We start from the raw sequence: 20,632 nt of genomic DNA on the forward strand, positions 1-20,632 counted from the left end.
TCGTGGCACGTCGACCGAACAGTTTAACTGAAGAAGATTTTGATTCTTTAGAGGGACGCGCAAGTAAGACCGAACAGAAAAAAGCAGTCCAGCGTATGGCTGCTTTAGGTGCGCAGCTTGCAGAGCTGAGCGCTAAACAAATTAAAAACCTACCCGTAGATGAGCGTTTGATTGATGCCTTGCTTGATGTGCAGGCAATTAGTTCACATGAAGCACGTCGTCGTCAATTTTCACGGATTGGTAAATTATTACGTAATGAAAATGAAACGGTGATTTTGTCTTATTTAACACCCAAACAAGGTCTTAAAAAGACAGCTCAATTACAGCGTTGGGTGGATCGAATTGTTAAAGATGGTGATCCGGCCATCAATGAATTTACCAAAACCTATAATGCGACAGAGCGTCATACCTTGCGTCAACACTATCTTCGGGTACACCGTGATTTAAAGAATCAAGCACCTGAAGAAGAAGTGAATGCTTCTAAATTAAAGCTGTTTAACTATGTACAGCAAGTGGCGTTGATTTCTGACAATTAAGCAGCCATGTAAAAAGGCGGTCTTTTTTAGGCCGCTTTTTTTATAGCTATTCTGAGCCGATTGGTTTGACGTAGACATGCATAGCCTATAAGTGATCTATTTTAATATTTCTATTCCAGCTTCTAAAACTGCACTGAGGATAAAAAACACAAAATTTTCATAATTAATTTGTTAATAAATGTAAGTTCTTTACAATCCTCAGTGGTTTTTTGGATCTGTTTTTAGTCGAAATGCTGATATTTAAAATATTTCTTACATTAGAATTGTTAAGATATTTTAAAAAATTAAAAATTAATTCTGAGCATTATTAGGTAGATGAAGCCTGATATAAAATCTGTTTTTAATCATAAGGTCAAACTATATAGTTGAAAAATCATTAGCTTTTACTTTAAATAAAGTAAAAAGCGATGGTGGGTATTTTTTATTCAGTACTGTGTTACAGTAAATACAAATAAAGATACTTATTTTAGGTGAGATAGATTAATTTCAAATACTTATGTAGGTTTTTTTAGAATAGTAAATTTTCAAGTTATTCTTAATCAATTAAATATCAGTACCTTGCAGTTAAGAATGTATCTGGATAGAAACAGGTTAACAAATCCTTTAACCTAGAGGTGGGTTTTCATCGTTGAGTAAATATAGAATCTTTGTTATTGATTGTATGAATTTGGTCGGCTGTGTTTTCTTTATTCCATAAACATTCAGAGAGGCAGACATGGAACTAAAACTGCTAGAGGTCGGTCAGAATACGGAGCAATTAAGCTCGTGCCGTATATCTCTCATTTTAGGTGTCTATACCTCCAATAACCTATTAGACACCTTTTGTAAGATCGCCCGTAAAGTTTTAAACGTTAAAACCAGCATTATTCGCTTCCACACGGAGCCCTATATCTGGTACAGCTGTCCGCGCGGTTTCCGGGCTTTGCACGCCCCGCAGGACGTGAATCTGCCTACGTATCTGCAACAGGCAGATGTTATCGACCAGACGCATCCTGCTTATACAGAACTGTCAAATTATGTGAAAGATCTCGGTGTAGCGCATCAGAGATTGGTCGCCTTTAATTTAAAATCAAGTAGCGGTGTGTCTTTTGGACAGGTCATTTTCTTTGATGATCAGACCGAACTGTTCGATCAGGACGATATTGCCACTATTAAACAATTTGCTGAAAGTTTAGTGATTCGAATTCAGCTCAATCAAGAACATACTGAACTGAAAGAATTATATGAACAGCAATGCGCACTCAACTTCAGTAAAACCAAATTTTTCCAGATTATTGCGCATGACTTGCGTGCACCATTTCATGGTTTACTGGGCTTTTCCGAAGTGCTAGCGCAGGAGCGTGACACTCTGGACGAATCCAGTATCCAGAGCATCGCGGATTATTTATATGATAATGCACAATCGACCTATAACCTGCTGGAAAGCCTGCTGACTTGGGCGATGGCAGAGGGTGGACGCTTTATTTATCATCCGATTAATTATGAATTGAAACAATCCAGTAATATTGTGTGCAGTGTGCTGAAAAGTCTGGCCTTAAATAAAAAAATTGAACTGGTTGATAATATTCCTGAAGACATCAAGGTACATGCGGATATCAACATGATTACCTCTGTCTTGCAGAACCTGGTGTCGAATGCGCTTAAATTCACCCCGGTGAATCAAGGCGGTAAAGTGATTTTAGCTGCAGAAATGGAAGGCGAGCAGGTCAAGATTACGATTCAGGATACTGGCTTGGGCATGACTGAAGAGCAGATGCAGAATCTGTTTAAACCGACTTTGGGTGTGAGTGTCAGAGGCACAGCTGAAGAGAAAGGGGCAGGTTTGGGTCTGGTGCTCTGCAAGCGCTTTATTGACCTGAACCATGGTCAAATTGCTGTAGATTCCAAAGAGGGTCGGGGTACGACCTTTACCGTGCATTTACCGATGGTCACCAATGATCATCAGGCACTGGTGCTTGAAGATGTACATATCGAGCAATCTTAAAGAAGTAAATTTCAAGCTAAAACATTCCCACTGAGACAAAACTCCTGCTATAACTAAGCAGAATGTTTCAGGGGAAGAGTTGAGTGATGAATGCGGCACAATTGCAGAAAACCTTAAGAGCCAGCCAATATGCCGAACAGGTATTGGCCAATCACCAGAGTTTACTGGAACAGGATTATGCAATTGACCAGTTTCAAGGCTCACTCAGTCGGGAATATATCGATCAGCTGGTGCAGCACTGCATCCTGAATATAAGTGATGAAGCAACGTGGATGCGCGCAATGCGTATTCTGCGGGCTCGTTTGATGTTTCGCTGGATCTGGCAGGATGCCAATCAGCTCACCGATGTCATTACCCTCACCCAAGAGCTCTCCGATTTTGCCGATGCGTGCATCTGTGCGGCGAAAGATTTTGCCCGTATTCCGGTCGCTGCCAAGTATGGCCAGCCGATTGGCTATAACGGAAAAGTGCAGGATCTGATTGTCATTGCTATGGGGAAACTTGGCGCCCAAGAACTTAATCTTTCCAGTGATATTGACCTGATTTTTGCCTTCGATGAGCAGGGTGAAACTGATGGGCGTAAATGTATTGATGTGCAGCAGTTTTGCATCCTGTGGGGACAAAAACTGATTCATTTGCTGGATCAGATCACGGCGGATGGTTTCGTATTCCGGGTGGATATGCGCCTGCGTCCTTGGGGCGATGGTTCGGCGCTGGCCATTAGCCACGCGGCCTTAGAAAAATATCTGAGCCAGCATGGACGTGAATGGGAGCGTTATGCCTGGATTAAAGCGCGTATTGTCAATCCAAGTCCAGAAGGCGACGAGCTGCTGGAGATGACCCGTCCATTTGTATTTCGCAAGTACGTCGATTATAGCGCTTTTGAAGCCATGCGCGAAATGAAAGCCATGATCGAGCGCGAAGTACAGCGCCGTAATATTGAAGATGATATCAAGCTCGGAGCCGGTGGCATTCGCGAAGTCGAATTTATCGTGCAGGTGTTTCAGCTGATTTATGGCGGGGCCAAACTTGAATTGCAGGATCGGCAGTGTCTGGTGAATCTAAATCATCTGGATGATGCCGAGTTGCTGGATGAACAGGCGGTGCAGGATCTGGAAAATGCCTATTTATTCCTGCGCCGGGTTGAGCACGCGATTCAGGCACTGAATGATCAGCAAACGCAATCACTACCGACAGAGCCAGAGTTAAGGGCGCGTATAACGGACACACTTGGTTTTGCGGATTGGGACAGCTTTATGGCATATCTCAATGAAAAGCGTGACAAAGTGATGTATCAGTTTGATCATTTAATCAAGGAAAATGGTCCTGACACCTTGGTTGAAAGTTTTTCCCAGTTGGAAAAGAAACTCAAAGAAGTTTTGGACGAGAATGCAAAGAATCTTGTCTATGAGTTTTGGAATGGGCATGCCTTAAAAAAATTACCAGCCAAAGCAGTGCAGCGTTTAAAAGCTTTTTGGCCACATTTAATCGAAGCAGTTTTACAGTCAGAGGATCCGCAGACCGCACTGGTACGACTGATGCCCTTGGTGGAATCAGTAATGCGCCGTACGGTATATCTGGTGATGTTAATTGAGAGTAAAGGGGCGTTACAGCGACTGGTGAAGATGGCCACGGTCAGCCCATGGATTTGTGAAGAACTGACCCATTATCCGGTGCTACTGGATGAATTCCTGTCGATGGATTTTGAATTGCCAAAACGTCAGGATCTGGAAGATTCCTTGCGCCAGCAACTGTTACGGATTGAAATTGACCAGGTCGAAGACCAGATGCGGGTTTTGCGCCTGTTTAAAAAATCTAATGTTCTGGCTGTTGCCGCCAGTGATGTGCTGGCTGAAAGTCCTTTAATGAAAGTTTCCGATGCCTTGACCGATATTGCTGAAGTATCGGTGAATGCAGCGCTGCATCTGGCCTATCAGATTGTTGCGAAAAAACATGGTTTTCCACTGGATGCAGAAGGGCAGCGCTGTTCAGTTGAGCATACTGCTTTTGCCGTATTAGGTTATGGTAAAGTCGGTGGCATTGAACTGGGTTATGGCTCGGATCTGGATCTGGTGTTTATTCACTATATGGGGGAGCAGGCCGATACAGATGGGCTCAAGCCGATCAGTGGCTTTGAATTTGCCATGCGCGTGGCACAAAAGTTTATGTCACTGATGACCACGCAAACCTTGGATGGACGTGTATATGAAGTTGATACCCGCTTGCGTCCATCGGGCGAAGCTGGGCTTTTGGTCACCAGTTTAAAAGCCTTTGAACAGTATCAGTTCAAGAGTGCCTGGCTATGGGAGCATCAGGCCTTGGTACGAGCCCGCCCGATTGCGGGTGAAATGAGCTTACGGAAAAAGTTTGAAGTCTTGCGCCGGGATATTTTGATTCAGCCCCGTGATGAAAATTATGTACGGGCAGAAGTACTGAAAATGCGTCAGAAAATGAAGGAGCATCTCGGTTCTTCTAAAGAGCAAAAAAAAGATGGTATTTTTCATTTAAAACAAGATGCAGGTGGTATCGTAGACATCGAATTTATGGCACAGTATGCGGTGTTGGCTTGGAGTGGGACGAATAAAGATCTCGCCCATTTCTCCGACAATGTACGAATTCTTGAGGATGCCGCAAAATCAGGTTGCTTATCCAGCGACGATGCGACTGCTCTGATTCAAGCTTATCTCCGTGAACGCGCCGAGAGCCATCGCTTAGCCCTTGCAAATCAATCCATGCAAGTGTCTGCAAGCGACTGGCACGATACCCGAATGACCGTTTGCAAGTTATGGCAAAGACTAATTGATCCAAGTGCAGACTTTGTACTGGATAGTGAATAATTGTGAAAAATTGGAGTTTGTGGCATGAATTTGGCTGATCGTGATGGTTTCATTTGGCAAGATGGACAACTAGTTGACTGGCGTGAGGCAAAAACTCACGTATTAACACATACTTTGCATTACAGCATGGGTGTGTTTGAAGGCGTCCGTGCTTATGAAACCCCGAATGGAACGGCTATTTTCCGTCTTAAAGAACATACCAAGCGTTTGTTGAATTCTGCAAAAATTTATCAAATGAAAGTTCCATTTGATCAAGCAGCATTAGAACAAGCTCAAATTGATGTTGTTCGTGAAAACAAATTAGCGTCTTGCTATTTACGTCCAATTATTTTTATTGGTTCTGAAAAACTCGGTATCGCTGCAACTGACAATACCATTCATGCTGTAGTTGCGGCATGGAGCTGGGGTGCTTACCTTGGTGAAGAAGCGATGGCGAAGGGTATTCGTGTAAAAACTTCTTCATTTACCCATCATCATCCGAACGTGACCATGTGTAAAGCAAAAGCATCGGGTAACTACACGCTGTCGATTCTTGCGCATCAGGAAGTGGCACATTCAGGGTATGACGAAGCAATGCTGCTCGACCCGCAAGGCTATGTATGCCAAGGTTCAGGCGAAAACGTATTCTTGGTACGTGATGGTGTGATTCATACGCCTGATATCGCTGGTGGTGCGCTGGATGGTATTACCCGTCAAACCATTATTACCATTGCTAAAGACCTGGGTTATGACGTAATTGAACGCCGTATTACCCGTGATGAGTTCTACATCGCAGATGAAGCATTCTTTACCGGCACTGCTGCAGAAGTAACACCAATCCGTGAATACGATGACCGTCAGATTGGTGAAGGTGTACGTGGTCCAATCACCACACAAATCCAGAAAGCTTATTTTGATGCAGTTCAGGGTAAAGATCCTAAATATGCACACTGGTTAACGTATGTGAAGTAATTAAGAATTTACTGATTGAAAAAACCTCTCATTTGAGAGGTTTTTTTTAACTGATGTACTTATTTTAGCGAACTTATGTCATCATATTCAGCATCAAGAAGATTTTAAGATGAGCTTAGGCATACGCAATGAGTAACATCGTTATTTGTATGAAATGGGGAACCAAATACGGTTCGGAATACGTCAATCGTTTATACAATATGGTTAAACGACATACGACAGTCGACTTTAAGATGGTCTGTCTGACGGATCGTACTGAAGGCATTGATCCTGCAGTACAATGTTTCCCTATTCCACCTTTGGCATTGCCTGAAGGTGCGCCTGAGCGTGGCTGGAACAAGCTATCTACTTTTGAGCCTGATCTGTATGGTTTGGAAGGCAATGCATTATTTCTCGATCTTGATGTAGTGATTGTCGATAATATCGATGAGTTCTTTACCTATCCGGGCGACTTTCTGATTATCCATGACTGGAAACGGCCGTGGCGTATTACCGGTAACAGTTCGGTTTACCGGTTTAAACTGGGTGCTTTCCCAGGTCTGTTACCTTATTTCCGTGAAAACTTTGATGAAATCCGTAAAAAATTCCGTAATGAGCAAGCCTATTTGTCTTGGTACGTAGACCGTGAAGGTAAACAAACATACTGGCCAGAAAGCTGGTGCAAGAGCTATAAATATCATTGCCTGCAAAAAATCCCGATGGCTTATTTTAAGCCACCTATGAAGCCTGAAGGTGCCAAAATTATTGTATTCCATGGTGAAATTAATCCGCCAGATGCAGTGAATGGTGGTGGTGGGAAGTGGTACCGTTATGTATTGCCATCGCAGTGGATTAAGGATGCTTGGCAGTAAGTTATAGAGTTTATTCAAGCTAATTGTTGATTAGAAGTATTATGGAAAAAATAGATTTTGTTATTGCGTGGGTCGATGGCAATGATGTAAAGCATCGACTTAAAAGGCAACAGTTTCAATCTACTAATATCGTAAAAGGTTCAGCAGAAGAAACTCGATTTGCTAGTAATGATGAAATCTATTTTTCAATTGCTTCAATTCTTAAATATGTTCCCTATTTTGGAACAATTTATATTATTACGGATGAACAGCAGCCTGCACATATTCATGATTTTTTCGAACAGGGATTATGTGCTCCTGAGCAGATAAAAATAATTGATCATAGAACAATATTTGCTGGTCATGAGCAATACTTGCCTACATTTAATTCTTTAAGTATTGAAACCATGCTTTGGAATATTCCAGGGTTATCAAAGTATTTTATTTATTTGAATGATGATTTCTTCTTTAATGCTTCATCTGAATTAGATGATTTTTTAGTTGGTGACCATATAAAAGTCTATGGACATTGGGAAAATAACTCCTTAATTAAAGCAAAATTTAATCTACGTAAAGGTCTTAATAAATATTTTGGTAAACCTTTACAGCCTAAATATACAATTGCTCAAATGCTTAGTGCTGAATTATGTGGATTTAATAAATATTATGAAATTCATCATCGTCCCCATATATTGGATCGTGATGTACTACAAAATTATTTTCAAAAATACCCTACAACATTAGCTCAACAGATTAGGCATCGTTTTAGAAGTGCTTTTCAGTTTTTACCCGTAGGACTTAATAATCATTTAAAAATTCGAGAAGAAAAAACAATATTGTGTGATGATATAAATATCGCTTATTTAAAAAATGAGACTTTAGTATCTACATTTTTATCAGACCTGAATAATCCAGCTGTTAAATTCGGTTGTATTCAGAGTTTAGATCAATTTGATCCAAAAGAAGCAGAAAAGGTATCTTTTGCTTTAATTGCTAAATTTAAAAACTATTTACCTCTATCTATTCAGTATTAAGAGTTAATCATGAAAGTTGTAACTTATTTAATTAATTTAGACGGAAGTGATGAGCGTCTAGCTGCAGCAACTCAGCAGCTTAATAGTGTGGGCTGGAAGTTTGAGCGTTTTTCTGCAGTCGATGGTCGTGGCAAGGCTTTAACTGAATTTTCCAACTATGATGATCAAGGTGCGCAACAGATTTTAGGTCGTAGCCTGATGAATTCAGAGCTAGGATGTTACTTGAGTCATTACGGCTGTGCTGAGAAGTTTTTGAATACTGATGCAGATTACCTGGTTGTGCTTGAAGATGATATGAAGATTGATCCAGACTTTAAGACAAAGCTGGATGGTCTGTTTGAATATCTGGACCAACATAAAGAACTAGATTGGTATTTAATTAATATTGCCGCCAAAAAGAAAAAGCTGGCAAAAGATATTACCCAGATTGAAGATATGAGTGTCTGGCATGCCTTCTACTTTCCTATTCGCGGTTTGGGGCTAATCTGGTCACGTCAAGGTGCTCGAGCGTTTGTAGAAGCTGGTAAAACCATAAACATGCCGGTAGATATTTTCTTCCAGACTTGGCTGAGTAAGAATGGTAAAGGTTTAGGGGTATGGCCAGCCTTGGTTCGACCTGCTGGTCTGGATAGTGATATTTTGGGAACAGTGGCTTCTGAGGGTGTGTCACGTAAGGAAAAAGAAAATCGTAGTTTATCGTATGGGTTGAAAAAGCAGAAACGTATGTGGCGTGATAAGTTTTATGCTGTGAAACATTTCATGTAATGAGTCTCATATTGTTTATGCTGCTTTAGTTGTATAAGTATTTAACTTATACAACTTTGTTTAGAGGTAGTATGCAAATTTTATTATCTTTTTCTAATTGGGTTATATATTCTTTTTCACCTGTCCAATTGTGACCAGCCCATCCTTCAAATGAAAAGCCATGTAAACAGATTTTAAAATCATTAAAATTTGGATTTGTTAAGAAGTAGTATAGGGCTAGAAAGCCTGTACTAAGAATATTTTCTGAATTATTGATACTATTAATAGCATCCCAATAAATATTTTCGTCTAAAATGGATACTGTAAATCCATGATTTTCAATAAATTCTTTATAGTAAATATTATTCCAATTAGGTTTTTTAACTGTTGTGAACAAATTTTTTTTCGTCCAATCTGGATTAATTTTTTTTATTAAATTATCACTATAAGGGAATATTATTTTTGTGTCTGTTGATAGAGTAGATGTAAACTTCATAAATTTACTATTTTTTTTGAATTTTTTATTGGCTAAATCACATGTATTTGCAACAAATAGATAATCAGTTCTATTACCTGTAGGTTGAATTGTTGAATTTTTAGGTATATTAAAGCGTACAATTACATCATTATTGCTGATGTGATTATTTATATCATAAACATAATCAGAATTGGCAATTAAAATTATTCTTTTCATTTGCTAGTCTCTATGTTTTTAAGGTCTATGTAGTTAAATAAACCAGAACTTTTAAGCTTATTTGCAAAATTTATATTTATACTTCTAAAGTTTGATTTAGTGAAGTTATGGTTAATTAATTTTTGTGAAAATTCTCCTGTTTTGGCTTTATTGATAGCTTCTAATAATTGAAAGCTATTTGCAGGTTGAACAGAAATTAATTTTGAAGTATCTAAACCAACTGCTTTTATTAAACTATAAAACTTAGAAGAATATCCAATTAAACTAACTTTATGCCCAGATAAAAACCCCCAATAAGCGCCATGGAAAGAGTTAGTAATAATTTCATCACAATTTTGAAATGCTTGTTTTAATTCTATTTCAGTACAATTATTATATAAGATTTGATACTCAGGGTAATTTATTTTTAGAGTTTTTGTTAAATTTGGTGAGGTTATTCTTTTATCATAATTTAAAAAAATTAGAATATTTTTATTTAGTATATCTAAGTCTAACATAGAATGTAGACAACTCACACAGGGTAAGAAATGAGTATCATCCACACAATCAATATCTCTACTTCCCCATTCTAAATATGGTAATTCATGAATGAATTTAGGAGTCATTTTTTTATTGGATTGACCTACTCCCCATAAAATACAATTTTTAGGATCTAGGCTTAAAAAATCAATTTTTTTTTGATAGAGGGAATCCTCTACGCCTCCTCCTAAGATATTTATCCTTTGCTTGGATTGGAATTCAAAATAATGTTTTGGTGAGCATAAATCATCACCAATATTATAATGCCTTGGTTTTTGATGAATAAATCGAACGTTTGACTCTTTGTTTAAATCTGGTTCTATTATGAAATATTTTAATTTCTTTATTAAAAGTTTAAAGGAAGTGAACATAAAAAAATAATAAATTAAAACCTAGACTAGACATATTCTATCTAGAATAATCTTTCTTTGAAAGATTATTTTTAGCACAATTTTTCCCCCTTTACTTTCCTAAACCGCTTATACCCCCACACATACTGCTCTGGAGCGATATTAATCATACGCTCCATTTCTTTATTTAAGGTATCCACAGAAAGCTGTAAGTCTTTAGACAAAATATCACTGGATAATTCAGTCACATGAATGTCAAATCCACTTAAATCGTCATGACGTAGGCAACTCAGACCAATCACAGCACATTGTGTCCTTGCAGCCAATTTGGATAACAGTGTAGAAGACAGGGCATTCTGACCATAAAAAGGTGAATAGATCCCACCACTTTCCTTAGGCACATGGTCGGGCAGGATCGCAGCAAAACCACCCCGTTTTAAATGCTTGAATAAAGCCCGTACACCAGTTTCATCAGTCGGAACAAGGGTTGCATTTAAGCGTTGACGCGCTTCCAGCATGAACCGATCTACATCCGGGTTTTTACTTGGCTTATACATGATGACTGGACTAGTGTGCTGATTCACCCAGGCATTCAGTAGTTCCCAGGTGCCAAAGTGCGGCACGACTGCCAAGGTTCCATTTGGATTTTTCAGTGCATCAGTGAAAATTTCTGGATGATAAATGTTCCGGATTTGTTTTAATGCAAACTCTGGTGCAGAACCCCATATTTTGACAGATTCTGCATAAGTCATACATTGACTTTGAACACTTTGTTTTGCCAGTTGTGTACGCTCCGATACTGACAATTCCGGATAGGCAATTCCTAAGTTAATTTCTGTGCTACGGCGAATCGATGAGTTCGTTAGATACAGGATTGATCCAACACTTTTTGCTAAATTTTGGATTAATCTGAGCGGAAGCTTAGAGAAGTTTTTGAGTAATGCGTACATGGTGTCCAAATGACTTGATTAAGCTTCTTTATCCGGATTGCCTTTCAGCACCATATAAATCAAACCGACAAAAATTACCAGTGCACCTAAAATACTGCTCAGGCAGAAGTACACAATACGGTCATTGGTGTCCAGGTTAAACAGGTTGTTTGCAAGGATATAGCGCATGAACAGCCATTGTACGACTGAAAATACGATCAGCATGATGCCACGGTTACGAACAGCAGGACGCATCGCCATTGCCAAATCACCTAAAAGTAGAAACTGAAGCTATTATGCCACTGTCGTGCAGGCTTCTCAATGCAATAAAAAAGCCCTGCTAGAACAGGGCTTTTTTATTCAAATCATCAAGAAATTATTCTTGAGATTCAGCTTTTGGTTTTTCACGTAAGCGAATACCAAGGTCACGCAGCTGGTTTGATTCAACTGGTGCTGGTGCTTGCGTTAATGGACATTCAGCAGTCTTGGTTTTCGGGAATGCAATCACGTCACGAATAGAAGAACCGCCAGTCATGAGCATCACAAGACGGTCAAGACCAAATGCCAAACCACCATGCGGAGGCGCGCCATAACGTAATGCATTTAACAAGAAACTGAATTTCTCTTCCGCTTCTTCTTCACCAATACCAAGTGCTTCAAAGATCGCTTTTTGCATTTCAAGATTGTGAATACGCAGTGAACCACCACCGATTTCAGTACCGTTCAAAACCATATCGTAAGCAACAGACAACGCAGCACCTGGATTGTTCTTCACTTCTTCTACGCTTGATTTTGGTAGCGTGAATGGGTGATGCACAGAGGTCCATTTACCATCATCAGTTTCTTCGAACATTGGGAAATCAACAACCCAAAGTGGCGCCCACTCACAAGTTGCAAGTTTCATATCATGACCGATCTTCACACGAAGCGCGCCCATGGCATCGTTTACAACTTTGGCTTTGTCTGCACCGAAGAATACGATGTCGCCATTTTCAGCGCCAACACGTTTCAATAGATCAAGTACGATTGGCTCGATGAATTTCACGATTGGAGATTGAAGACCTTCGATGCCTTTTTCAAGTTCGTTGACTTTGATGTAAGCCAAACCGCGTGCACCGTAGATGCCTACAAATTTGGTGTATTCATCAATCGCGCTACGTGGCAGTGAACCCGCACCCGGTACGCGAAGCGCAACGATACGACCTTTAGGATCTTTAGCAGGACCTGCGAATACTTTGAACTCAACGTCTTGCATCAAGTCTGCAACGTCAACCAGTTTCAACGGAATACGCATATCTGGTTTGTCAGATGCATAGTCACGCATTGCATCGTTGTAGGTCATGCGTGGGAATTTATCAAACTCTACGTTTAGAAGTTCTTTGAACATCTTCACGGTTAAAGTTTCCATTAAATCCATAATGTCATCGTCACTCATGAACGATGTTTCAACGTCGATTTGGGTGAATTCAGGCTGACGGTCAGCACGTAAGTCTTCATCACGGAAACATTTCGCGATTTGGTAGTAACGATCAATACCGCCGACCATCAACAACTGTTTGAATAGCTGTGGCGATTGTGGAAGTGCGTAGAAGCTACCGTTAGATACGCGGCTTGGCACTAAATAGTCACGCGCACCTTCAGGCGTTGCACGAGTTAAGATCGGAGTTTCAACGTCTAGGAAGCCATTGTCTTCGAAGTAGTTACGAATCAGGTTGGTTAACTTAGAACGGAAGCGCAAACGATCTAGCATTTCTGGACGACGGATGTCCAAGAAACGGTATTTCAAACGAATTTCTTCAGAAATATTGGTGTTTTCGTCATTCAAAGGGAATGGCGGAGTTTCAGACTGAGCAAGAACTTCAATTTCTTTGCCCAAGACTTCGATTTGACCGCTCACCATATTGGCATTTTCTGTGCCTTGATAACGGCGACGCACACGGCCTGTAATTTTTAATACAAATTCTGAACGTACTTTATCAGCAGTTGCGAATGCTTCAGGAGTATCTGGGTCAATAACCACTTGAACAAGACCATCACGGTCACGCATGTCAAGGAAGATGACACCACCGTGGTCACGGCGACGGTGTACCCAACCGCATAATGTTACGGTTTGGTCAATTTGAGCTTCGGTTAAAGAACCGCAGTAATGAGTTCGCATCATAGCGTTAGAAATCCAACTATATGGGTTAAGGTCAGCGAATACGTAAACAGCGTACCGCTTTGAGTAAAGGTAGGATTATGCCTCTTTGGGCATGTTGTCACAAGAACTTGGGTCAAAAACAATATCATTTTAAAGTGAATAGAGGAAAAGCCAGTGCTTTGTTTAACCCATCCTGCGACCTCTGTCTAAAAATAAAAACAATAAACAGCCCAGACTAAAGGTGATCAAAAAGCCTTGACTAAATTCATTGATCGAGCGACCAGTAAAATAATAGAGGTCTGATTGCCAGACTTCAGTAGAAATATAGCGCGCATAATCCCAGACCGAAAATAGGCCGGTAAATATAGAAAAGAGCAATAAGCCCCAGGCAAACGATTTGATTTTTAGGCTGACTGCAAGATATTGCTGATGAGTTTTATAATAATGCACACTCATCCACAGCATAAACGGCAAAACGATCACAGACGTGCCGATCTGTAAAATCCGGTGCAGCGGATAACTGTTGCCAAATAGCTGAAACTGTTGGGCTAAGACTTCATGAAAGGCAAAAGTTCGAAAATCGACATGGGTTAGTCCATCCCAGATTAAATGGGTGGCTGTACCAATGATGACTGCCAGACACATCACCAGGATGAATTTTAGTGCTGAAAGGATATTGTGAATCTTTAAATCATGCTGAATACCGATGAAACGGTAAATCACGGGCCGGTAAATCAGGTACCAGACGGCACAAAAAGCCAAACCAATCCAGAGATCTGGATGAATCAGCGAAGACCATAAATGGGTGATATTCGAATTAGTATGAGTAAACAAGCGATGCAGATCGGGAACCATGCTCCCAATTGCCAGCGCAGCAACAGGAAGTCTATTCCCAGTCAAATATGAAATAGGTGGAGCAAGCACAGCATGCGATAAGGTAAAGGGCATAAAGACAATGTTTTAATGTAATCAAAAGTATTCAAAGGACATTCTAATAAAATATAGCACTGATTATCGTAAAGGATTGCAAAAATAATGAAATGTTATATTATAACATTAATCCAGATTACTGAATTTGAGCTTCGGTCATGTCCTTCCCTAAGAATCTAATAACATTGTCAATTTTTGCTGTAGTTGCGCCTACAGTATTTGCAGAGCAATCCTCATCTTCTATCCCGGTTCAGACCATGGACACTATTCAGGTGCAAGCTCATCCATTGGTGCAGACTGCGGCGGATTTCGCGGTTGCAGATCAGGTCGTGGATCAGAAAGCGCTATCTGAACGTGCCACCACCATTGGGGATGCCTTGGCAGATGAGCTGGGTGTTTATTCTAATCAATATGGTTCAGGCTCAAGCCGTCCTGTGATTCGTGGTCAAGATGGTCCACGTGTGAAAGTGTTGCAGCATGCTTCTGAAACAGCGGATGTATCCACTTTGTCTCCTGACCATGCAGTAACCGTTGATCCGATTCTGGCAAAACAGATGGAAGTAATTCGCGGTCCATCAACCTTGCTTTATGGTGCCGGTACAGTCGGTGGTCTGGTGAATGTCACTGATCAAAAAATTCCGACCCAGATGCCTGAAGATGGTTTGGAAGGTACAGTCGGCCTGCGTTATAACTCAGGCAGTGATGAAAAACTGGCAAGTGCTGGTGTGACAGCGGGTATTGGTGAAAACTTTGCTTTGCGTGTAGAAGGCTCAAAACGTAAAGCCAATGATTATATTGCACCGGATTATTTTCATGAGCATGATGACGAATTAGAAAAAGAACGTCGTGTGGGCAATACTTTTGCTGAAGGGCAAACAGTCAATATTGGCGGATCATGGATTCATGATCGTGGTTTTGTCGGTCTGTCTTATAGCAACCGTCAGGATCAGTATGGCTTGCCAGGGCATAGTCATGAATATCATGGCTGTGTTTTACATGGCGATCATTTTCATGGTTGTCCAACACCTGACCCAGATGCACCAGTCCATGAAGAGCATGGTGGACCATGGGTAGATTTAAAATCTGAACGCTATGAAGTACGCACCGAACTGGAACAGCCTTTTGCCGGTGTTGAAAAACTACGTGCACATGCCAGCATTACCGATTATGAACACGATGAACTTGAAGAAAATGAAGTGATCAGTAACTTTAAAAGCAAAGGTTATGACGGTCGTTTAGAGTTGGTGCACGTGCCAGTTGCAGGTTGGGAAGGGGTGATCGGAACCCAGATTTCACAGCAAAAAATTAATCTTGCCGCATCAGAGCATGACCATCATGAAGATGGCGATGAGGACGATGAAGAACATCATGTTCATGGTTCAGGGGTCGTGATGCCGGACACAAAAACTGACAAATTCAGTCTTTTTGCTTTAGAACATAAGCAACTTGGCGATGTGCATGTTGAACTTGGTGCGCGTGTCGATCATCAAAAAGTGAAAGTAGATTCGGATCAGAAAGATTATTCGGGGACTGGTGTCTCTGCATCCGCTGCTGCCAACTGGGAATTTGCACCGAATTACAAACTTTCTGTAGTGGGATCTCATCAGCAGCGTTTGCCTTTAGCTCAAGAACTCTATGCTAATGGCTTGCATTTTGCGACCAATACCTATGAACTCGGTAATCCTGATCTCGATAAAGAAACTTCAAATAATCTCGAATTAGGTCTGCATTATGAAGGGGATAAACTGGATTACCATGTGCATGTCTATCACAACTGGTTTGATGATTATATCTATGGCGAAACGGTAGCCCAGAAAGGTAATTTACGTGGCGTGCAATATACCCAGGACAAAGCCAGATTCTATGGTACAGAAGCACAAGCCGGGTATCAGATAAATGATATGTATAAGCTCAGCGTCTTTGGGGACTATGTACGTGGCAAGATTGAAGGCGAAAATGCACCACGTGTACCTGCAGGTCGCTTAGGCACCAAAGTAGAAGCAGACTTTGCCGATGGCTGGTCAGGTTTGGCTGAGTATTATCATGTCTTTAATCAGGACAAAATCGCCAGCTATGAAGATGAAACCCAAGGCTACAATATGGTGAATGTTGGCCTGAGTTATGCCAATAGCATTGCAGATAACAATGCTTATCGAGTTTATTTCAAGGCCAATAACTTGCTCGATGATCAGGTGTATTCACATACTTCCTTCCTGTCGAATATTCCGCAGGTGGGTCGCAACTTTACTGTCGGCGTGCAGTATGATTTCTAACAGGTCTACTGAAATAATCGACCAAATCATCTAGATCTCACTGAAATCTACTTGAAAAATCATAAGATAAAACCTAGCCTGAGTATATTGGGTTAGGTTTTTTCTTATGCGTATCTTTCAACGAATTCACAATAAATTGAACTGGTCGAATCGCCGTTATGCGACTTTGATCATTAGTATGCTGGCTGTGGGTTATTTGGCTTCGGCAATCTACCACACGTATAAGCCTTTGCCGGAAGGTCTGAATTACACGGGCAAACTGCGTCATGCCGAAGTCAAGTTTCTGGCCGATCAGACTTATCTGGATGCCGAAGGAAAACAGCATTTAGATCATCGCATTTTTAATGAAATGCTGAAAATGATTGAAGAGGCCAAATCGCTGATTGTGCTGGATATGTTTTTATTTAATCAGCAAACCGGTGCATCTACGCAGCATCATCAGGCACTGAGTAAACAGTTGAGTGATGCTTTAATCAGTAAGCGTCTGCTGCAGCCTGAGGTAGAAATCAAATTTATTACCGATCCGATCAATTCGGTCTATGGTGGAATTAGATCCGAGCAGTATCGGGAATTACGTCAGCACGGTATTGATGTGATTGAAACCAATCTGACGCCGTTGCGGGCTTCCAATCCAAGCTGGTCCGGCTTCTGGTATATCTGTTGCCAGGGCATTGGCAATAATCCGGAAACAGGCTGGTTGCCGAATCCATTTGGAACAGAAAAAATTACCCTGCGCAGTTATTTTGATTTGTTTAACTTTAAAGCCAATCATCGCAAAACTATGGTGGTGGATACCGATCAAGGCTGGAAAGCACTGGTCACGTCCATGAACCCGCATGATGGCAGTTCGCGGCATTCCAATATTGGCTTATTGGTCTGGGGTAGCACAGCCGTCGATATTCTGAAAACAGAACTGTCTGTAGGCATGATGTCACAAGCGAATATGCCAGCTATTGTCGTTGGGGATTTTCAGGCAGACATTAGCCAACCACAAGTTCAGGTGCTGACTGAAAAAGCCATTTATGATGCGATTCTGAATCTGATTCAGACCGCGAAAGCCAGTGAACAGATTGATCTGGCAATGTTTTATCTGTCTGAGCGAAAAATTATCAAAAGTCTGATAGCGGCCCATGAACGTGGTGTCAAAGTCCGGATTTTACTCGACCCAAATAAAGATGCCTTTGGCCGTGAAAAGAATGGAATTCCAAATCGGCAGGTGGCTTCAGAATTGCACGAAGCGGGTATAAATGTACGTTGGTGTCATACTCAGGGTGAGCAATGTCATAGCAAGATCCTAATGAAGCGCAATGCTCAGCAAGCTGAAATGATTTTAGGTTCGGCCAATTTTACGGTACGCAATTTGAAAAACTATAATCTGGAAACTAATATGCGCGTGGTGGGTCAGCCTCAGGCCGAAGTCTTCCGGGATGCCCAGCAATATTTTGAGGGTGCATGGTCAAATCTAAATGGCCGTTCGATGAGCGTAGATTACACTCAATATGCAGAAAACTCGTTCTTTAAATATTGGCTGTATCGTTTTATGGAATGGAGCGGCTGGTCGACGTTTTAATTTTAAATCCCTCCTGACCTCCCTTTTTAAAAAGGGAGGAAAGTCCCTCTTTGAAAAAGAGGGAGTTAGGGAGATTTTTTATTATCAGCTTTTTGATTCTGGATTCGGCGGAACCAGCTGATCCAGCTCTTTATCCGTTAATTCATCCAGCTCAGAAATATCGGTTTTAATTTTCCATTGCGCTTCATCATCAACCGGATTTGGTAAACGCGCTTCTAACCAGTCACAAACTACATCGGGTGGGAAATCTGCGTGATTACACTGGATCACCCAAGACAGGAAATCTTTGGCTACACCATTCATATATGGCGGTGGCGAAACTGGAAGGAACTGAGTTGGGAGGCGTTCATTTTTAGAAATATAATTCAGGACATGACCTAATTCTTGCACAGTTTGCCAAGCCAGCGGATGATTTACATTGATCTGAAACTTAAACCACCATGCCTGTTTACCATCTGAACCATAGCTATCAATCCGTTCTTTCTGAACACTCGGCACTTTAGAAAAATATTCATGTAAACGATCGAAATTTAAATCAGACACAGTATTCAACTCGAAACATTAAAAAAAGTAATTTTAGCATAAAGCAGTAGCCTGCCGACGTGCCTGTCAGATTGAAAATAGGCGAGCGCATTACAAAAAATTGCAGCTCCAATGAGCTTATCCATATTTTCTGCACCTATTTTGTTTAAAATATAAGCAGATTATTCGGAGGAAGCTCAAATGAGAATCGTACTATCGAGTGCAATATTGGCTGCATTGCTATTAGGAGCTTCTGCACAAAGTATGGCTGGCAATGCTTGGGTGGGTTATGGTGGTGTAGATCGATCCACACCGAATTATCGCAGCGCTCCACGATCTTATGATCCACCACGGCAGCATTATCCGCAACGTCCGCTGCCACCAAGACCACATTACCCGCAACGACCACCATATTGGGGCTATCCACCTGCACAGAGTCAAAGTGGATTAAACATTCAGTATCAGGCACCGACCACTATTTATCAAAATTCGAATAGTTATAGCTGGGTCAATGGTGATCCGAATGTTGCCCGGATTGAAAGTTCGAGATATACGGTAATTACCGATTGGCAGCGTTTAGGGTTACCAGCACCACCGCGTGGCAGCTACTGGATTTATGAAAACGGACGCTATGTGCTGGTGCCGAATCGTTAAACTGCTCTAAACTCTGAACGGATAATTCAGTTATAAACGTCAATAACTCAAAAAGACCAAAATAGTTCCCTCTCCTGTGAGGAGATGAGTAGCACTGCTACGCAAGGGAGAGATTGCTTGAGATAAATCTCCCAAAACCCTAAACGAGGCTTAAGTATTACTTTAAGCTGAAGTGCAAAAAAAAGAGGGCTTAAAAGACTATGCCAATTCATCATCTTCTGGACGCGGTGTTTTGCCAAGGGGTAATGGCTTTTCACTATGTTTGTCACGAATCACGGATGGATAAGTCCATGAGGCATAGCGCACCACTAATATCGCAAAGGCCAGAATCAGAATCGAACCGGTAATAATCACCAGATCCATGCTGGCTTTATGCGTGTGTTGAATATCTGCAATCAGCAAACGGGTCAGTGCAGTAATGGCAATATAAATCAGGAAACGTACTGGCATATGGTTGGTTTTGAAATAGATGCCGACCATGGCACCAAGTTCCAGATAAATAAACAACAGAAGAATGTCGTCAATGGTGGCGAACTGTTTCACGGTCAGAATGTCAATGACGGTATGGCCAGCGGACCAGATCACCATACAGCCAATAATAAACAGCGCAATATAATGAAAGCTTTCTACAGCAAGATTACCAAGACGGTCGAGGAGGGCTTCAAATTTTTCAATTTTTGGACGTGATTTAGACATATTATCCTCCTGATTTTTCATATGAAATAAAGATAGTTACAGAATAACGTGCAAAGATCATGCACAGAATGATTGAATGAAAAATAAAGATTAAATTATTTGAACTTTTGCGCTTTTTTTAGACTAAATTGCTATATTGTATGGGTGGTAACATTGAATAAATAGGAGAAAAAAGTGTTAGATAAAATTCAAACAAAAATTAGCCAATTAGAAGCCGGAAAAAAATTAATCCTCGGCGTAGGCATTAAGGCTGAAGATATGCAAAAGGTGGTGGAACTCTGCGAGTCTTTAGAGTCAGAGGGGAATATCAAAATTGTGAATAAACATCTGAATCCGAAGAGCAATAATCAGCCGGATACCTTACTGATTCAAAAAGTTTAATTGTTGCATTTTCATAAAAAAACGCCTGCTGATGCAGGCGTTTTTTATTGCAGATTTT

The 20,632-nt window shown here is 40.9% G+C and carries 19 protein-coding genes; 11 read left to right on the top strand and 8 right to left on the bottom strand.

The annotated features are described in order from the left end of the window. Positions 1-2: 2 nt before the first annotated feature. The 7 genes from yjgA to AC13CK_RS15395 all read left to right on the top strand — a co-directional run bounded on the left by yjgA (position 3) and on the right by AC13CK_RS15395 (position 8,937). Positions 3-536 carry a ribosome biogenesis factor YjgA gene (yjgA, locus tag AC13CK_RS15365; protein ID WP_004278333.1) on the top strand — a complete coding sequence of 178 codons (534 nt, stop codon included), beginning with the start codon at positions 3-5 and terminating at the stop codon, positions 534-536. A gap of 715 nt (positions 537-1,251) precedes the next feature. Continuing rightward, the gene (locus tag AC13CK_RS15370; protein WP_253145092.1) at positions 1,252-2,520 is read left to right on the top strand and encodes a sensor histidine kinase; all 1,269 of its coding nucleotides are present in this window, start codon (positions 1,252-1,254) and stop codon (positions 2,518-2,520) included. 86 nt (positions 2,521-2,606) lie between these two features. Then, positions 2,607-5,357: a bifunctional [glutamate--ammonia ligase]-adenylyl-L-tyrosine phosphorylase/[glutamate--ammonia-ligase] adenylyltransferase gene (glnE, locus tag AC13CK_RS15375; protein ID WP_482831297.1), complete on the top strand. Its 2,751-nt coding sequence runs from the start codon at positions 2,607-2,609 to the stop codon at positions 5,355-5,357. 24 nt (positions 5,358-5,381) lie between these two features. Continuing rightward, a complete protein-coding gene (locus AC13CK_RS15380; protein WP_004278329.1) occupies positions 5,382-6,308 on the top strand; it encodes a branched-chain amino acid transaminase in 927 nt (308 codons plus the stop codon). Between the two features lie 128 nt (positions 6,309-6,436). Beyond that, the gene (locus AC13CK_RS15385; protein ID WP_195725149.1) at positions 6,437-7,159 is read left to right on the top strand and encodes a glycosyltransferase; all 723 of its coding nucleotides are present in this window, start codon (positions 6,437-6,439) and stop codon (positions 7,157-7,159) included. Positions 7,160-7,200: 41 nt separating this feature from the next. Further along, positions 7,201-8,172, top strand: coding sequence for a Stealth CR1 domain-containing protein (locus AC13CK_RS15390; RefSeq protein WP_044112814.1), 972 nt, complete (start codon positions 7,201-7,203; stop codon positions 8,170-8,172). Positions 8,173-8,181: 9 nt separating this feature from the next. After that, the gene (locus AC13CK_RS15395) at positions 8,182-8,937 is read left to right on the top strand and encodes a glycosyltransferase family 25 protein (RefSeq protein WP_044112815.1); all 756 of its coding nucleotides are present in this window, start codon (positions 8,182-8,184) and stop codon (positions 8,935-8,937) included. 46 nt (positions 8,938-8,983) lie between these two features. Here the strand turns inward: AC13CK_RS15395 and AC13CK_RS15400 are convergent, their stop codons facing one another. The 6 genes from AC13CK_RS15400 to AC13CK_RS15425 form a co-directional block, all read right to left on the bottom strand. Beyond that, positions 8,984-9,610, bottom strand: coding sequence for a hypothetical protein (locus tag AC13CK_RS15400; protein ID WP_482831298.1), 627 nt, complete (start codon positions 9,608-9,610; stop codon positions 8,984-8,986). Next, positions 9,607-10,500: a hypothetical protein gene (locus tag AC13CK_RS15405; protein WP_044112817.1), complete on the bottom strand. Its 894-nt coding sequence runs from the start codon at positions 10,498-10,500 to the stop codon at positions 9,607-9,609. The genes AC13CK_RS15400 and AC13CK_RS15405 overlap by 4 nt, the downstream gene beginning before the upstream one ends. Before the next feature lie 71 nt (positions 10,501-10,571). Continuing rightward, complete coding sequence (locus AC13CK_RS15410) at positions 10,572-11,429, bottom strand: lysophospholipid acyltransferase family protein (protein ID WP_044112818.1); 858 nt, start codon at positions 11,427-11,429, stop codon at positions 10,572-10,574. An 18-nt stretch (positions 11,430-11,447) separates the two neighbouring features. Then, entirely contained in the window at positions 11,448-11,669 is a 222-nt protein-coding gene (locus AC13CK_RS15415) for a hypothetical protein (RefSeq protein ID WP_044112819.1), read from the bottom strand. A 115-nt stretch (positions 11,670-11,784) separates the two neighbouring features. Beyond that, the gene (gene aspS, locus AC13CK_RS15420) at positions 11,785-13,569 is read right to left on the bottom strand and encodes an aspartate--tRNA ligase (protein WP_482831299.1); all 1,785 of its coding nucleotides are present in this window, start codon (positions 13,567-13,569) and stop codon (positions 11,785-11,787) included. Between the two features lie 162 nt (positions 13,570-13,731). Beyond that, on the bottom strand, positions 13,732-14,496 hold the full coding sequence (locus AC13CK_RS15425; RefSeq protein ID WP_425879213.1) for a DUF4184 family protein: 765 nt from the start codon (positions 14,494-14,496) through the stop codon (positions 13,732-13,734). A 140-nt stretch (positions 14,497-14,636) separates the two neighbouring features. On the opposite strand from AC13CK_RS15425, the gene znuD reads away from it, so the two are divergent. Together znuD and AC13CK_RS15435 are read left to right on the top strand one after the other, a co-directional pair. Continuing rightward, entirely contained in the window at positions 14,637-16,751 is a 2,115-nt protein-coding gene (gene znuD, locus AC13CK_RS15430) for a zinc piracy TonB-dependent receptor ZnuD (RefSeq protein WP_425879215.1), read from the top strand. Positions 16,752-16,857: 106 nt separating this feature from the next. Next, positions 16,858-18,321 (top strand): phospholipase D-like domain-containing protein, encoded by a 1,464-nt coding sequence (locus tag AC13CK_RS15435; protein WP_425879217.1) that lies wholly within the window; start codon positions 16,858-16,860, stop codon positions 18,319-18,321. Positions 18,322-18,405: 84 nt separating this feature from the next. Here AC13CK_RS15435 and AC13CK_RS15440 read toward each other — a convergent pair whose 3' ends face one another. Next, on the bottom strand, positions 18,406-18,864 hold the full coding sequence (locus tag AC13CK_RS15440) for a hypothetical protein (RefSeq protein ID WP_425879219.1): 459 nt from the start codon (positions 18,862-18,864) through the stop codon (positions 18,406-18,408). Positions 18,865-19,044: 180 nt separating this feature from the next. Here AC13CK_RS15440 and AC13CK_RS15445 point away from each other — a divergent pair, with 180 nt between their 5' ends. Beyond that, positions 19,045-19,497 carry an RcnB family protein gene (locus AC13CK_RS15445; protein ID WP_005103287.1) on the top strand — a complete coding sequence of 151 codons (453 nt, stop codon included), beginning with the start codon at positions 19,045-19,047 and terminating at the stop codon, positions 19,495-19,497. 198 nt (positions 19,498-19,695) lie between these two features. On the opposite strand, the gene AC13CK_RS15450 is transcribed toward AC13CK_RS15445, so the two are convergent. Further along, complete coding sequence (locus tag AC13CK_RS15450; protein ID WP_004647497.1) at positions 19,696-20,193, bottom strand: phosphate-starvation-inducible protein PsiE; 498 nt, start codon at positions 20,191-20,193, stop codon at positions 19,696-19,698. Positions 20,194-20,367: 174 nt separating this feature from the next. Between AC13CK_RS15450 and AC13CK_RS15455 the strand changes: the two genes are divergently transcribed. After that, entirely contained in the window at positions 20,368-20,574 is a 207-nt protein-coding gene (locus AC13CK_RS15455; RefSeq protein ID WP_004278311.1) for a hypothetical protein, read from the top strand. The last annotated feature ends 58 nt before the right edge of the window (positions 20,575-20,632 follow it).

The organism is Acinetobacter sp. L-24 (assembly GCF_056857555.1).